Origin of the sequence: Rhizobium leguminosarum bv. viciae USDA 2370, from assembly GCF_002008365.1 — a bacterium.
GTDB lineage: Bacteria > Pseudomonadota > Alphaproteobacteria > Rhizobiales > Rhizobiaceae > Rhizobium > Rhizobium leguminosarum.
This window is the reverse complement of sequence record NZ_MRDL01000001.1, coordinates 214,097-230,161: the sequence shown is the minus strand read 5'-3', so window position 1 is coordinate 230,161 and position 16,065 is coordinate 214,097. Positions and strand designations below refer to the sequence as shown.

Sequence of the window (16,065 nt, the reverse complement as noted above, 5' to 3'; positions counted from 1 at the left end):
CTCAGGAGTCCTCATGACCAGCTCACCTCGCTTTCAATCGGCACGCGCTGCGGGACGGCAGCGATACAGGCCTGCCGACCATACCGGTGTCGTATTCGATGGCGGTTTCTGGCAGAGCTGGACGGAGACGGTCCGCAACGTCACCATCCCGACGCAGCACAAGCGGCTGGAAGAGGAGGGCTTCCTCGAGGTGCTCGATTTTGACAAGCCGGCCGGGCCGCTGGTGCGCCCGATCCAGCCGAGCGGACTGTCGATGCAGCATTTCTTCGATTCCGATTTCGGCAAATGGATCGAGGCCGCAAGTTACACGCTGAAGGCTCACCCGAATGCTGTGCTCGAAACGAAGATCGACGCTATCGTCGAAAAGCTCGAAAAAGGGCAGATGGCGGATGGCTACCTCAACAGCTGGTTCATTCGCCGCGAGCCGGACAGGCGCTGGACCAATCTGCGCGATCTGCACGAGATGTATTCGATGGGCCACCTGCTGGAAGGGGCCGTCGCCTACCACGAGGCGACGGGAAAGCGTCGTTTCCTCGATGTGATGATCCGCGCCGTCGACCATATCATCGCCACCTTCGGCGCGGAGCCCGGAAAGCTCAGGGGTTACGATGCCCATGAGGAAATCGAGCTGGCGCTGGTCAAGCTCTATCGCGTGACGCGCGATCCGCGGCATCTGAAGCTTGCGACCTATTTCGTCGACGAACGTGGCCGGATGCCCTCATATTACGACGAGGAGGCTCGCAAGCGCGGCGAGAGCCCTGATGATTACGTCTATGAGACATATGCCTATAGCCAGGCCCATATGCCGGTGCGCGACCAGCACCAGGTCGTCGGACACGCGGTTCGCGCCATGTACCTGTTTTCTGCGATGGCGGATCTCTCCCATGAGAACGACGATCCGACATTGAAGGCGGCCTGCGACCGGCTTTTCGACAATCTGGTCAGCCGCCAGCTCTACGTGACCGGCGGCCTTGGCCCATCGGCATCCAATGAAGGGTTCACCCGGGAATTCGACCTGCCGAACGAGACAGCCTATGCCGAGACATGCGCAGCCGTCGCGTTCGGCTTCTGGAGCCATCGCATGGCGCAGGTCGATCTCGACAGCAAGTTCACCGACAGGCTGGAAACGGTGCTCTACAACGGCGCGCTTTCCGGCATCTCGCGCGACGGCGAACATTATTTCTATGAGAACGTCCTTGAAAGCCACGGGCAGCACCGCCGGTGGAAATGGCATTACTGCCCCTGCTGCCCCACCAACATTGCCCGTTTCGTCACGTCGCTCGGCCAATATTTCTATTCCACGGGTGATCATGAGCTCGCCATCCATCTCTACGGCACCAATTCCGCCGAGCTGACAGTCGGCGACAACTTCGTGCGCCTGATCCAGGAGACCCAATATCCCTGGGATGGCGACATCAGCCTGCGGTTCGCCGTCGAGCGGCCAAGCCGGTTTCAGCTTCGTCTTCGCATCCCCGGATGGTGCAGGCAGGCGCAGATCTCGGTCAATGGTGCTGCCGTCGATCTCGATCAATGCGTGACGAAGGGTTATGCCGCAATATCAAGGGAATGGCGCAATGGTGACGAGGTCCGCATCGGCTTCTCGATGCCGGTCGAGCGCATCTACGCGCATCCTGCCGTCTCCGAAGACGGCGGACGCGTCGCGTTGCGGCGCGGGCCTGTCGTCTATTGCATCGAGGAGACGGACCTCGGCGGCGAGCCGCAGCGGCTCCGCCTGTCGGCGTCTGAGGAAATTTCTGCCCGTTACGATGCCGCGCTTCTCGGCGGAGCGACCGTCCTCGAAGGCACCGCGCTCGAAGCCGATATAGCCGATTGGCAGAATGCGCTCTATCGCACCGCGCCTCCCTCGCTGAAGGAGCGGCCCTTTAAGGCGATTCCCTATCACCTCTGGGCCAATCGCGAGCCCGGAGCGATGGCGATCTGGTTGCATGAGGTCTAGGAGAAAACCATGGCACGGCTGGAACTCAAGAGCATCGTCAAATCCTATGGTATCTACGAGGCCGTGCGCGGCATCAGCCTTGACATCGAAGACAATGAATTCGTCGTTTTCGTGGGCCCGTCGGGATGCGGAAAATCGACGACATTGCGCATGATCGCGGGTCTCGAACACATTACCGGCGGTGAGATCGTGATCGGCGATCAGGTCGTCAACCGGCTCGGCCCGGGCAAACGCGATATCGCCATGGTCTTTCAGAACTACGCGCTCTATCCGCACATGACGGTGCGGGAGAATATTTCGTTCTGCCTGGAGCAGCAGAAGCTCGCCAAGAGCGAGATCGACGCGCGTATCATCAGGGCGGCGGAAACCCTGCATATCAGCGAGCTGCTCGGCCGGCGCCCGGGCCAGCTTTCGGGCGGCCAGCGCCAGCGCGTCGCGATGGGGCGCGCGATCGTGCGGAACCCGAAAGTCTTTCTCTTCGACGAGCCATTGTCCAACCTTGATGCCAAGCTTCGCGTGCAGATGCGCACGGAGATCAAGCGGCTGCACCAACTGTTGCCAACGACGACCGTCTACGTCACGCACGACCAGGTCGAGGCGATGACCATGGCGGATCGTGTCGTGGTGATGAATGGCGGCATCATCGAACAGGCGGGACCGCCGCAGGCGCTCTATCATCGGCCCGTCAGCCAGTTCGTCGCCGGCTTCATCGGCTCACCGTCGATGAATTTCCTGTCCGCGACGCTACTATCTGGAGAGAAGGGTCTCGTCGTCAAACTGACCGACGGCAGCGAGCTTCCAGTGCCTGAGGCGCGCGCCGGCGACTATGCCAACCATGCCGGCAAATCAGTCGTGTTCGGGATCAGGCCGGAATCGATCACCGACCGCCAGGCCCGTCCTGGTTATGCCGACATCGAAGCTAAGATCGATCTTGTCGAGCCACTCGGGCCGGAGACCATGGTCTATTTCGGCATCGGCGATGCAAGTCTTTGCGCCTGCATCGATCCCGAGAGCGGCCCCAGGCCGATGTCGACGATGCCGCTCTCGTTCAACATGAACCAGATGCATCTGTTCGATCCGGCGACCGGCCGGTCGCTGGCGCTTGCCTGAACCGCAAACACGGAAAGGCCGGCAACCGCGGGGTCGCCGGCCTCGTTGATCAGGCAGCCCGGCGGATCTTCGAAGGACGCGTGGCAGCAGCCTTCTCGACCATGGCGGTGACTTCGGCGCGGCGGGCACCCGAAAGCGGCAGGCGCGGCAGGCGGACTCGCTCGGAGCCGCGGCCCATGATCTGTTCGGCAAGCTTGATCGACTGCACGAGATCGTGTTCGGCATCGAGGTGCAGAAGCGGCATGAACCAGCGATAGATCTTGCGGGCCTCTTCCCAGTCGCCGCGTTCGGCGGCGGCAACGAGCTGCACGGATTCCTCCGGGAAGGCGCTGGTCAAGCCCGAGACCCAGCCCTTGGCGCCGAGCATCAGGCCTTCAAGCGCGACATCGTCGAGACCTGCGAAGATATCGAAACGATCGCCGAATTCATTGATGAGATCGGTGAAGCGGCGCGGATCCGGCGCACTTTCCTTGACCGCCTTGATGTTCGGCACGTCGGCAAGCACCTTCAGCACATCGGCGCCGATATTGACGCGGTACGCCGGCGGGTTGTTGTACAGCATGATCGGCAGCGAGGTCGCTTCGGCGACGGTGCGGAAATGTGCAATCAACTCTTCGGGCTTCGGCACATAAACCATGGCCGGCAGCAGCATCAGGCCGTCGGCGCCGAGTTTTTCGGCGTCGCGAGCATAGGCGACGGCACGGCGCGTGTCGAATTCGGACACGCCCGTCACCACGGGAACGCGGCCGTTGACGACCTCGACGGCAGCTTTCAAGATCGTGCGCTTCTCCTCGGGATCCAGCGAGTTGTTCTCGCCACATGTGCCCATGACAATCAGTCCATTGACGCCATCGTTTACAAGCGCGTCCTGGACGCGCTGAGTCGAGGGCAGATCAACGGAAAGATCTACGTTGAACTGTGTCGTTACGGCGGGAAATACGCCCTTCCATCCTGTGGTCATTGATCGAGCCTCGTTGAAATTAGTTGCCTTATATACAAACTGTCGACAAGATTCAATGATGTGAGCTTACAAATTTGAGGCCACCGAAGACCGACATTGCGGGAATCGGCCGAAACGAAATACAAGGCTCTAACGAAAGAGGGCGGACGAATGCGGAACGACGCGGAAAATGTGCGGGTGCGCGGCTCTGGCACGCAGAGCGTCTATGTGACGCTCAGGCGGGAAATCCTGTCGATGGCGCTGGAACCCGGCAGTCCGCTCGACGAGGTGCGCCTGTCGGAACGTTTCCGGATGTCGCGGACTCCCATTCGCGAGGCGCTGTTGCGGCTCGCCGCCGACGGGCTCGTCACGACGCTGCCGAACAGGAACACGATCGTTGCGACAATCGATTTCGCAAGCCTGCCCACCTATTTCGAAGCGTTGACGCTGATGTACCGGGTGACGACCCGCGGCGCGGCGCAACGGCGAAACGGCGAGATCATGAAGACTGTTCGCCGGCATCAGAAGGACTTCGCCGATGCCGTTGCCGCGCGCGATGCCTATGCGATGATCGAGGCGAACCGCGAATTTCACGTCGCGATTGCCGAACTTGCCGGCAATTCCTATTACACGGCCTTCTTCGCCAGGCTGCTCGACGAGGGCCGCCGCATTCTGCGCCTTTACTACTCGACATTCGACGACCGTCTGCCGCGCCAGTATGTCGACGAACACGAGGAGATCATCGCCGCGATCGAGGCCGGTGACGTCGAGCGGGCCGACCGTCTGGCGATCGCCCACGCCGGGCAGATCGTTCGCCAGATCCAGGAATATATCGCCCGCGATCTGGACCGGCCGGTGGCGATCAGCATGTCCTAATGCGACGAGAGCAATGAACCGTTCGAGCCTCAGGAGGCGAGGGGGCCGCTCTGCTCCCTGACCAAGGTCATCAGCCTGCGCAGGACAGCCGCCGATTGGCGGACACCGTCGTGCTCGAATTCGTTGGTCACCCATGCCTGCACGTTGCCGACGTGGCGCGCCGTTTCGAGCGAAAGCCCGGCATCGACATACATGTCATCATGATAGATGACGGCGGCGACCGGCACCTCATTTGCCGCGAGACGTGCCGGGGCATAGAGCGGCACGTAGCGCTCATGCGTGGCCAGCGCCTCGACACTCGCCCTGAAGGCCCTGAGCGAGCGAATTTCCTCGAACATCCAGGGATACATCATCTCCCCCGTCAACAGCAGCGGCCGCCGGTCGCCGGCAAAGGCCGGATGCTCGGCGCGGATGCGTTCGGCCGCCCAGGCAGTCGGCGTCCCGGCCTGGCCATAGATGCTTTCCTGCAGAACGGCGAAGAGCGGATTGTCGTCATAGGAGGTCAGCGACATCACCGACGCGAGGAAGCGATCAGAGAGACGGTCTTCATTGGGACCGGAGAAAGCCTCGTCGACCAGCCAATGGATGTTCTCGTAACCCGGCGCCATGCCGAAATCGATGCCGATAGTCTGAAAGCGGCGAACGGAGAGGCGATCGCCATCGGGCAGCCGCACCTCGTTGGCCTCGATATAGTCGGCGATCCGGCCGATGCGCTCGGCATCCCCGGGGTAGCGGCGGTAATAGGCGGCGTTCTTTTCGGCGACGCGCGGGTAGGTGCGCCGATAGACATCATCGGCCGTCGCCCCGGCCGGCAAGGCCGCCGGTGACATAACAGGCGGAAAGTCCCTCCGGCGCCTTCGAGAGATAGGTAAGCGTCAGGAAGCCGCCATAGCTCTGGCCGAGCGTCTGCCAGCGTCCGCCGCCGAAGACGGTTTTCCTCAGATGTTCACAATCGGCAACGATGCTGTCGGCACGAAAGAGGGTGAGATAGTCGGCTGCGGCCCTGCCGTCGGCAAAGTGCTCCATCGTCGCACTTTCGATCCGGCTGCTGCGCCCGGTGCCGCGCTGGTCGATCAGGATAACGCGGTGCGTCTTCAGGGCTTCGGCAAGCCATGGCGGCCCGCCATTGCTCGGCCGCGGCGATTTTCCGCCAGGGCCGCCTTGCAGGAAAGCCAGCAACGGCAATGTTTCACGACGGCGGGCGGGATCGCATACTTCGCGTGCGAAAACCCGGATCGTCTCCCCCTCCGGCTTCGACCAATCCAGGGGAACGTCGACCATATGATCGCGTATCAGCATGCCCGGTATGGTGTATTCGACCGCCATCGCCATCTCCTCATTTTTCATGTCGACATATTGCCTACAGCGGCATTAGTGTCGGTTCAAGATCCCCGCTGCAAGGCGAGGGCTTCATCGATCTGGAAGCGCAGGAAAAGCAGGAAGACAACATGTCATGGCAGCATACGGTACCCCGCATAACTGAGGACGAACGGCAGAACCGCCTCGCCAGGCTTCGCAAAATGATCGAAGCCGAAGGATTGGCTGCCGTGCTTCTTGGACCGACCGAAAGCCTGCGTTACTTCACGGGGCTGGTCTGGCATCCGAGCGAGAGGTTCCTCGGCGCGCTCGTCACGCAAGCGACCATTTCCTACATCGTGCCGGGGTTCGAGCGCAGCCGTGTCGAAACGCTGCCGCATCTGCCGGGGGAAATCCTGGTCTGGGAAGAGGAGGAGAGCAGCGCCGCTCTCATCGCCCGCCTTGTTGCCCAAGGCGGCAGACTTGCCCTCGACGATGGTTTGCCGCTTTTCTTCTATCATGCATTGGCAGCGGAGATGGGCGCGGCGAGGCTTGCCGATGGCGGGCGGCTGATCCGCGACCTGCGTTGCATCAAATCGGCCGCGGAGATTGCCCTCATTCAGTATGCGATGGACCTGACGCTTGACGTCCACAGGCAAGTGCATGGGCTTTTGAAGCCGGGCATCAAATCGTCCGAGGTGGTGGATTTCATCGACCGGCAGCATCGCCAGGCCGGCGCCGATGCCGGCTCGACATTCTGCATCGTCTCCTTCGGCGCGGCGACCTCGCTTCCGCATGGCGCCGACGGCGATCAGGTCCTTGGTCGCGACGACGTCATTCTCATCGATACCGGCTGCCGGATCGACGGTTATCATTCCGATATCACCAGGACCTATATGCTGGAGGGCGGCGAAAGCGCGTTCGAACGGGCCTGGTGGATCGAGCGCGAGGCGCAACAGGCCGTCTTCGACGCAGCCCGGATCGGTGCCGCCTGCTCGAGCCTCGACGATGCGGCCCGCAAGGTGCTTGCCAAACACTCCCTCGGCCCCGACTATCGCCTGCCAGGTTTGCCGCATCGCGCCGGTCATGGCCTCGGGCTCGAGATCCACGAGGAACCCTACATCGTTCGCGGCAACGACGCGCCGCTTGCCGCCGGCATGTGTTTTTCCAACGAACCGATGATCGTCTTCCCCGGGAAATTCGGGATCCGGCTGGAAGACCATATGTACATGACCGACGAGGGACCGTGCTGGCTCACCAATCCAGCGGCGGGACCGACCGAGCCATTCTCCTGAGCGGGCACCATCTCCTGCCCGCTCTCGTCGGGCAGATCCAGCAATATATTGCCCGCGATCTCGACCGACCGCTGGCGATCAGCCTATCCTGAAGCGACAGGATTCAAGAGGCGGAGGCTATCCCAGCCTGAACGTTGGCGATATGGCGGTTGGTTCTCGCGGCATCGGACATATCGACGGGACCCAGGGCTGCCTGCAATTCGATCGATAAAGTATTTCTTCGCAAACGTTACTTGCTTTCTGACGTTGCACAAGGTTGACTGCGGTTAAACCTGCAGTGTCGAGGATAGGATGATGGACTTGTTCAGAAAGGATGAGGATGACTCCGCGCAATTGCAGAAAATGACACTGAATGGTAGATATAGAAATATAGCAGCGATGCTTTCGGTAGCAGTCGTTGTCTTTTCTGTATTCTTGATATCGCTTGGCGCTTTAATCGAATTTTTTCAACCTGAGTTTTTTCCAAACGTCATTCTCGATGACGTCCCTTTGCACTACATCGCCTGGTTCATGATTACCTTCGGGATAACTATCGTTGTCATCAACGTGATTTTGGCAGCAAGACGGGAGATCGATCAAGAGAGAGCAGAAAAGATGCTTCCATCGGATATGGTCGAGATCAAAAGGCAGGCTTTGCGTGACCTGCGGACGCATCGAAACTGGTATGCGCGATCCTCCAGGGTGAATCAGTATCTCTGGAATTTTCTCACATTGGGGATCATCGTTCTGAGCGGCCTCTCTTCATTATTTTCGGCTTATGGCACGATTATCCCCCAATGGCTCCCAATGGCGACCTCCGCGCTCGTGGCGCTTTTCGGCACGATCATTGTTCAATTCCGCATCCGGGACGTCTGGCAATTGAGAGAGCAGGGAAGGGTCGAAGCGGAGATGCTCGTCGCCGAGGCTCATCTCATTGACATAACGGATGAACTAGCGACGCTCAAACAGGCCGTCGCTCTTAGAAAGCGCGCTCATGCGCTGGAGATGAAGCAACTCAACCAGTTCTTTGTAGGGACCACCGCAGCCAATCCCTGAGCCCTTGTCGGCATTCGGAGGCGGGATCGACCGAGCCGTTCTCCTGAGCGGGCGCCATCTTGCCCGCTCAGGTAAGCCAGCTCACCCGCGCTAGAGCCTTTCCGGGTTAGATTGAAGCATTCTGCCGGAGCAGGTTTTCGTCAGGGCAGAGGCGATTGGCGACGGGCATACCTCCCGGTACGTCCGAGCCGATCGCCTTTGATCCTGGCGGAAAGATGCCCGGCCCTTCGGGTTGGCTGAAACGGGCCAGCTGATCGACCGGCCGGCTTGGCCGTAGAGCTTGGCTACGACGCGCGCCGGCCGGTCGACCATCCGACTCCGTTTGAGCCAACAGAATGTTTCAATCTAACCCGGAAAGGCTCTCTTATGTTCATTTGCAAGCTCCTTAATCATGACTCTTTCCTTTCCGGCCTTGAGGACGAAAGCACGCATGCGTGAAGCTGTTGAACAAAGGAGGAGGCAGGGCATTTTGACGACGGCTGGCATACTCTTATGCGCGGGTTGGGTACCGCATTTCCGTGTGTTCGTCTGGGGCTGCCTCTGTCTAATCTCGGGCTTGGAATTGTCCGCCACATAGAGCCTGCGAGGGTTCCCCACCGGAGCCCTGCCTCCATCTTTGTCCAACAGGAGATGATTTCAATTTTTGGGTTAAGCTTTTTTGTTCGAGCTGGGCATTCGCCTTTAGCCTTTTGCTGTGGGAGCGACCTCCTGCCCGATCGCCCATAGGAACGCTGCCATTTCTCGCGCAATGGCGGTGACCGCGACGACCTTCGGCTTGCCTGCCGCGATTAGTTTTCGATAGCGCGCGCAAAGCCTTATCTGGGCTTTCCAAGCAATCTCGCGAACCGTTCTTGGCAGGTCATCCAGTCGCGCCTGGATCTTCGGGCTCACGCGAGCCGGAAAGCGATATGTCCAAGCGCCTTCAATGAGTACCCTTCGCGCTCTTGTGTTGCCCGCCTTGGTGATCCCGCCACGCTTGACCCGTTCGCCGGTTGAGCTTTCCGACGGCACGAGACCGAGATACGCCATCAGCTGGCGAGGATTATCAAAGCGCCTAACATCGCCCATTTCGACGACAAAGGTGACCGCCGTCATGAACGCGACGCCGCGCATCGCCTGGTAGGCGGCCACAACCGGGGCCATTGACCAGGATGCCGCGGTCTCGACGACCAGCTTGGTCAGCCGATCCAGGCGCACGCTGGCATCCGCGACAGCCTGGCAATATTCCGCCAGCAGGATTTGGTGAGCGGGATGATCGAAGGCCTGGCACGTTAGCCATCTTCGATGGGCACGCGTCCATGGTTCGCGGCCGGCATAGATCCGGCCATGACGCAACAAGAAGGACTGAAGTTGCTGACGGGCCTGCTTCAGCGCGTCGCTGGCCGCCTCGCGCGCCCGCACCAGATCGCGGATCGCCTCGTGCCCTTCATCTGGGACCCAGACCGCGGTCAGTTCGCCCGCCCGGTGCAGGCGCGCCAGACTCATGGCATCCCGGCGGTTTGTCTTCACCCGATCGCCCGCACGCTTGGGTACCAGTGACGGCGCCACGACCACGCAATCATGTCCCAGTTCGACAATCTGGCGGTAAAGACCGTAACCCGTGGGACCGGCTTCATAGCAAAAGTGAAGCTTAGCTCCGCGCTTGGAAAGCTTGCTGACCATCGATGCTACTGATGTCGGCTCCGAGGAAATGTCGCCGAAAAACCGCACCTCGCCGTTGCGGCTTCCATCGGCTATCGCCACAGAAATCTTCAGCTTCGACGTATCCAGGCCGATGAAAATTACGCTATCTTCTTTCATGGTTCGCCCTCGCTAAACATGGGGCAAGGCTCCGGCCTATCCAGAGCAACCCCCCGATTTAGCTTACCGCGGGGGCGGGCCACCTTCATCCCGCGAACATACGGTCTAGTCCTGAATGCCAGCCGCGCTCCCTGGCTTGAGCTTGACCTCGATGACCGGGACCACGATCTGAGGTCGACGCACCGGCAGGACGAATGTCAGTTGATCTTCGCCGACGGGGAACTGCGTGTTCGCCCACAGCGTATTGGCGGATGGGCGCAACCAGGTGACCTCGCTGCCATCATGCAGGAATTGCGCATATTCGATCTTGCCTGCCAGCGCATCGAAATGCAGATGGCGATAGGGCCAGTTGAAGAGGTGGATGTAGAGACGATCGCCATTCTGGGTCAGGCGGCAGTCGGCCGGAGCGGTGAAGTCGGACTGGGTGCAGCCGACGATGCTGCGCTGGTGCAGTGCCATCCACTCCTCATAAGCGGCAAGGGCTGCAATCGCGCGGTGGTCGAGCGTGCCGCGCGCCGTCGGCCCGACATTCATCAGCAGATTGCCGCCCATGGCAACGGTGCCGACCAGCATCTGCACCAATTGTTCCGTGCTCTTCCAGGTGTCCTCGTCGCGGTGATAGCCCCAGGAACCGCTGAGCGTGTGGCAGGCTTCCCAGACAACGCGCCTGCCATCGCGGAGCGGCCGGGCGCGCGGCATATATTGCTCCGGCGTGACGATGTCGGGCTGCAGGCCGGCGAGATCGAGCCGGTTGTTGATGATGATGTCGGGGGCGAGTTCGCGCACCAGACGCACGAGTTTCTCGCTTTCCCAATCCTGATGGCCCTTTCCGACCAGCTCCCCGAGCTTCCATTGCGGATAGCTGAAATCGAACCACATGATGTCGATCTGGCCGAACTCAGTCAGCAACTCGCGGACCTGCTCGCGCATGAAGGCGGCATAGCGCTGCATGTCCCGGCCTTCGTTGATTTTCAGCGCTTCGGGATGGTTGCGTTGCGGATGGCGCGGATCGACGGTGAAGTCGGGATGATGCCAATCGATCAGCGAATAGTAGAATCCGATCCTCAGGCCCTCTGCGCGGAAGGCGTCGACGAACGGACCCAGCAGATCTCGTCCATAAGGCGTGTTGGTCACTTTGAAGTCGGTCGCCTTGGTATCCCAGAGGCAGAAGCCTTCATGGTGCTTGGTGGTCAGCACGACATATTTCATGCCGGCAGCCTTTGCACGTCTGGCCCATTCACTGGGGTCGTAGAGATCGGGATCGAAATGGTCGAAATATTTCTGGTAGTCGGCGTCGTTCAGTTCTTCGCGGCTCTTGACCCATTCATGGCGTGCCGGCAGTGCATAAAGCCCCCAGTGCACGAACATGCCGAACCGGTCGTGAACGAACCAGGCCTTCTTCTCCTCAGGCAGGGCCAGTGACTGCAGATTGTTGATATCCATCGGATATTCCTCCTGTTCCAAACTTTGAGAGTTGGAGCACGATGTCGTCCGAAAACCGCTCACACTTTTCGGCATCATGCTCCGGGGAGTTCAGGTTGTTTCGCGGATGATGAGCTCGGGCACGATGACGATGCCGTGCTGACGGTTTCTGGTGGCGATGCGGCTGAGCAGCAGACGCACGGCTTCCTCCCCCATTTCGCGTTTTTGCACCCGCAAGGTGGTGAGTGCCGGAGACAGCAGTTCGGCAGTCGGAATATCGTCGAAACCGATCAGGGCGATTTGCCCGGGGATCGAAATGCCGGCAGCCCGGCAGGCCTTCATCGCGCCGATCGCATTGAGGTCGTTGTAGCAGACAAGGGCATCGAGGCCGCGCGCCTCCGCCAGCAATTGCGCGGCCGCCGTTTGGCCGCCCGCCGCGGTCGGATCGCAATAAACGATGCCTTGCGCCTTGAGCCCGTGGGCCGCCAGGGTCTTGCGAAAGCCGACAAGACGGCTCTTGCCGCCAAACGAACTGCGCGGCCCGGCGATAATCGCGATCCTGCGGCGCCCGCGCTCGACCAGATGGTCGATGGCACGCGACGCTCCCGTCTCGTAGTCGGTGACAATCGTCCCGGCGACCTCGTTGGGCGCCTCGCGATTGATGAGCACCACCGCACGGTGGGGCGCAAGCGCCTTATGCAGCGCGGCATCCGGCAGCCGCGGGCTGCAGACGATGATTCCGTCGACCCGGTGCCGCAGCAGCGTTTCGATGAGTTCTTCCTCTCGCTTGCTGTTCTCGACGACATTGGACAGAAGCAGGTTGTAGCCGGCAGCGCTTGCCGCATCCTCGGCTCCCCTGATGACTTCGGGAAAGAACGGATTGGTGATGTCGGGAACGAGAAGGCCGATGGCCTTCGATCGATCGGACCGCAATCCGCGCGCAAAGGGATTGGGCCGGTAATTGAGTTCGCTCGCCGCTAAAATAATCCGTTGACTTGTCTCCGCACTGGCTCCGCCCCGATCGTTGAGCACGCGCGATACCGTCATCGGCGACACCCCTGCGGCGCGGGCGACATCGGCGATGGTAATTTTGGGTTCTGGCTCTTTAGGGCGGCTCAACTGGATTGTCTCTTCAGAAGGGGCAGGAATTTACGATAACGATAACTAACATAATTTCCGGGAAAGCCAAGGCTGCTCCGACAAAGTATAAGGCGTCGAGAATCTCTTTGACAAGATTTAACGGTAACGATAACGTTCGAGAAAGAGGAGAATACGTTAACGATAACCTAGAGCAGAATATCGGGAGGAAAGAATGCAACACGTCAGAATCTTAAGACGGCAGGTTGTCTCGACCGTTGCCGCGGCGATCCTCATGGGTGCCGGCTGGGCCGGTGCCGCATTCGGCTTTGAGGAGTCGCCGGAACTGAAGGCGCTGGTCGATGCCGGCAAGCTGCCGCCGGTCGAAAAGCGCTTGCCCAAGGAGCCGCTGGTGCTCACTCCGCTTGAATCGGTCGGCACTTATGGCGGCACCTGGCGCACGGCCACCTTTGGCGGTGGCGACAGCGAGATCGAGCGTTCGATCGGCTATACGAGACTGGTCCGCTGGAATCCGGAATGGACCGAGGTGATCCCCGATATCGCCAAGAGCGTCGAGGTCAATGGCAATGCCACCGAATATACGTTCACCTTGCGTGAAGGCACACGCTGGTCGGACGGGGAGCCCTTTACCGCGGACGATCTGGTGTGGTGGAACGAGAACGTGCTGCGCAACACCAAGATCACGCCTGCAGCACCCGACTGGCTGACCGCCGGCGGAGAGACCGTCAAGGTCGAAAAGCTTGCCGACGACAAGGTCGTCTTCAAATTTGCCGCGCCGAACGGCCTGTTCCTGATGAACATGGCCACCGTGCGCGGCTCCGATATTCTGGCGGCCGCACCGGCCCACTACCTCAAGCAATTCCACAAGGATTTCAATCCCGATGGCGTCGACGCCCTGGTGAAGGCAGCCGGCGCAACCGACTGGGTCCAGCTCTTCAACAACAAGATCGGCTTTCCCGGCCGCTGGCGCGATCTCGGTCGTCCAACGCTTGATGCCTGGGTGTTGACCGCGCCTTATAATGGCACCACCCAGGTCGTCGCTGAACGCAATCCTTACTATGCCAAGGTGGATACCGCAGGAAACCAGCTGCCTTACTTCGATCGGATCACCATCGATGTGATGCAGGATACCCAGGCGATCATCCTGAAGGCGATCAGCGGCGAAATCGACATGCAGAACCGCTTCATCGAGACGACGGACGCCCGTACGGTGATCGTGCAGAACCAGGAGAAAGGCGGCTACGGCCTGTTCATCGCCCGGCCGGCCTGGTCGAACGCCCTGCTGATCACCCTCAACCAGACCCACAAGAATCCGGCCTTGCGCGCTGTCTTTTCCAACAAGGATTTCCGCATCGGCCTTAGCTACGCCATCAACCGCGAAGAGCTCAACCAGCTGATCTATGCCGGACAGGCCAAGCCTTATCAGGCAGCACCGCGTGAAGGCACCGCGCTCTACGACGAGAAGATGGCGACCCAGTATCTGGAGTATAATGTCGATCTCGCCAATCAGTATCTCGATAAGGCCGGCCTTACCAAACATGACGCCGAAGGCTATCGCCTCGGCCAGGACGGCAAGCGGATTACCTTTGCGATCGACGCCTTGACCGGAAGCCCGATCCAGGTGGACGCCCTCGAGATGATCCAGCGCTACTGGCGGGCCGTCGGCATCGACATGCAACCCCGCCCGGCCGAACGTTCGCTGATCTTCTCCCGCCTTCAGAACAATGAGAATGACGGCCTTGGATGGGTTGGCGGCGGTGGCTATGACTTCCTCGGCCTGCTCGATCCCAAATGGTATTTCCCGCACGAATATGAATCGAGCTTCGCGACGGCCTGGGGCCTCTATTACCAGAACCCCAAGGATCCGAACGCGCAAGAACCGAGCCCCGCTGCCAAGAAGCAGATGGATCTGTACCGGCAGGTGCAAGAAGCGCCGACGCTCGAAAAGCAGTTGGCCGCGATGAAGGAGCTGCTGGCGATTACCCGTGACGAATTCTACGTCATCGGCACCAACCTGGAGCCGGACCGCGTCGGCATCGTCAAGACCAATATGCGCAATGTCCCGAAGGTCATTCCCAGCACATCGTTCTACATGACACCGGGACCGGCCAAACCGGAGACCTTCTACTACCAGCAGTAACGGCACGCGACCGACAGGGATGGCGTCCGCGGGCGCCACTCCATCAACACCAGCCCAGTCCCAATCATCCAATCCGATCGGCGGTCGCCGATTGAAGGAGCTTGACATGGCCGGCTTCATCATCAGACGTTTGCTTTACATGATCCCGATGATGTTCGCGATCTCCGTCGTGACCTTCATCATCATCCAGCTGCCGCCCGGCGACTTCCTGACCGCGATGACCGCGCGCCTGGCCTCCCAGAACGAAACGATCGATCCCGGCGTCATTGCCGGCCTGCGTGAACGCTACGGCCTCGATCAGCCCTGGGCGGTCCAATACTGGAAATGGATCAGCGGCATCCTGCTGCGCGGCGATTTCGGCCAGTCCCTCGATTGGAACAAGCCGGTCAGCGAACTGATCTGGGCTCGCATGGGCCTGACGATGGTGGTCTCGGTCACCACGCTGCTCTTCGTCTGGGCGGTGGCCTTTCCGATCGGCATCTATTCGGCCGTACGGCAATATTCGGTGGGAGATTACTTCGCCACCTTCTTCGGCTTTCTCGGCCTTGCCATCCCGAATTTCCTGCTGGCGCTGGTGCTGATGTATGTTTCGGCACAATATTTCGGCCAAAGTACCGGCGGGCTGTTTTCGCCCGCCTATATCAATGCTGTCTGGAGCTGGGCCAAGCTCGGCGATCTCATTTCGCATATGTGGATCCCGGTCGTCGTTCTCGGCACCGGCGCCACGGCAGCGCTGATCCGGATCATGCGCGCCAACCTGCTCGACGAGCTCAACAAGCCCTATGTCGACATGGCTCGCGCCCGGGGCTTGAGCGAAATCCGGCTGCTGTTGAAATATCCGGTGCGGGTGGCGCTCAACCCCTTTGTCTCGACCGTCGGCTGGGTGCTGCCGCACCTCGTCTCCGGCTCGGTGGTGGTCTCCATCGTTCTCAGCCTGCCGATCACCGGGCCACTGCTGCTCAACGCCCTCTTTGCCCAGGACATGTATCTGGCCGGCACATTCATCCTCTTGATGAGCATGCTGACGCTGATCGGCACGCTGATTTCGGATCTGCTGCTTGCCTGGCTTGATCCACGCATCCGCAACGGCTGAAGG

Annotated in this window: 11 protein-coding genes and 1 pseudogene; 7 read left to right on the top strand and 5 right to left on the bottom strand. The window is 60.4% G+C overall.

Annotation, left to right across the window (positions count from 1 at the left end; all coding sequences use genetic code 11):
* Nucleotides 1-13: 13 nt before the first annotated feature.
* Nucleotides 14-1,957 carry a glycoside hydrolase family 127 protein gene (locus tag BS629_RS01075; RefSeq protein ID WP_018246731.1) on the top strand — a complete coding sequence of 648 codons (1,944 nt, stop codon included), beginning with the start codon at nucleotides 14-16 and terminating at the stop codon, nucleotides 1,955-1,957.
* A gap of 9 nt (nucleotides 1,958-1,966) precedes the next feature.
* Nucleotides 1,967-3,067 (top strand): ABC transporter ATP-binding protein, encoded by a 1,101-nt coding sequence (locus BS629_RS01070; protein WP_018246732.1) that lies wholly within the window; start codon nucleotides 1,967-1,969, stop codon nucleotides 3,065-3,067.
* A 49-nt stretch (nucleotides 3,068-3,116) separates the two neighbouring features.
* On the opposite strand, the gene BS629_RS01065 is transcribed toward BS629_RS01070, so the two are convergent.
* Entirely contained in the window at nucleotides 3,117-4,028 is a 912-nt protein-coding gene (locus BS629_RS01065) for a dihydrodipicolinate synthase family protein (RefSeq protein WP_018246733.1), read from the bottom strand.
* A gap of 150 nt (nucleotides 4,029-4,178) precedes the next feature.
* Here BS629_RS01065 and BS629_RS01060 point away from each other — a divergent pair, with 150 nt between their 5' ends.
* Nucleotides 4,179-4,883 carry a GntR family transcriptional regulator gene (locus BS629_RS01060; RefSeq protein WP_018246734.1) on the top strand — a complete coding sequence of 235 codons (705 nt, stop codon included), beginning with the start codon at nucleotides 4,179-4,181 and terminating at the stop codon, nucleotides 4,881-4,883.
* Between the two features lie 29 nt (nucleotides 4,884-4,912).
* On the opposite strand, the pseudogene BS629_RS40290 reads toward BS629_RS01060, so the two are convergent.
* Nucleotides 4,913-6,209 (bottom strand): annotated as a pseudogene (locus BS629_RS40290) (alpha/beta fold hydrolase).
* Between the two features lie 122 nt (nucleotides 6,210-6,331).
* Between BS629_RS40290 and BS629_RS01050 the strand changes: the two are divergent.
* On the top strand, nucleotides 6,332-7,474 hold the full coding sequence (locus tag BS629_RS01050; RefSeq protein ID WP_018246735.1) for a M24 family metallopeptidase: 1,143 nt from the start codon (nucleotides 6,332-6,334) through the stop codon (nucleotides 7,472-7,474).
* 294 nt (nucleotides 7,475-7,768) lie between these two features.
* The gene (locus BS629_RS01045; RefSeq protein ID WP_018246736.1) at nucleotides 7,769-8,509 is read left to right on the top strand and encodes a DUF4231 domain-containing protein; all 741 of its coding nucleotides are present in this window, start codon (nucleotides 7,769-7,771) and stop codon (nucleotides 8,507-8,509) included.
* Between the two features lie 681 nt (nucleotides 8,510-9,190).
* Here the strand turns inward: BS629_RS01045 and BS629_RS01030 are convergent.
* The 3 genes from BS629_RS01030 to BS629_RS01020 form a co-directional block, all read right to left on the bottom strand.
* Nucleotides 9,191-10,309 carry an IS110 family RNA-guided transposase gene (locus BS629_RS01030; protein WP_018246737.1) on the bottom strand — a complete coding sequence of 373 codons (1,119 nt, stop codon included), beginning with the start codon at nucleotides 10,307-10,309 and terminating at the stop codon, nucleotides 9,191-9,193.
* Nucleotides 10,310-10,414: 105 nt separating this feature from the next.
* Complete coding sequence (locus tag BS629_RS01025) at nucleotides 10,415-11,827, bottom strand: alpha-L-fucosidase (protein ID WP_165504636.1); 1,413 nt, start codon at nucleotides 11,825-11,827, stop codon at nucleotides 10,415-10,417.
* Nucleotides 11,828-11,842: 15 nt separating this feature from the next.
* Complete coding sequence (locus BS629_RS01020) at nucleotides 11,843-12,850, bottom strand: LacI family DNA-binding transcriptional regulator (RefSeq protein WP_018246739.1); 1,008 nt, start codon at nucleotides 12,848-12,850, stop codon at nucleotides 11,843-11,845.
* A gap of 193 nt (nucleotides 12,851-13,043) precedes the next feature.
* Here BS629_RS01020 and BS629_RS01015 point away from each other — a divergent pair, with 193 nt between their 5' ends.
* Both BS629_RS01015 and BS629_RS01010 read left to right on the top strand, forming a co-directional pair.
* Entirely contained in the window at nucleotides 13,044-14,969 is a 1,926-nt protein-coding gene (locus tag BS629_RS01015) for an ABC transporter substrate-binding protein (RefSeq protein ID WP_018246740.1), read from the top strand.
* Between the two features lie 106 nt (nucleotides 14,970-15,075).
* Entirely contained in the window at nucleotides 15,076-16,062 is a 987-nt protein-coding gene (locus BS629_RS01010) for an ABC transporter permease (protein WP_018246741.1), read from the top strand.
* The last annotated feature ends 3 nt before the right edge of the window (nucleotides 16,063-16,065 follow it).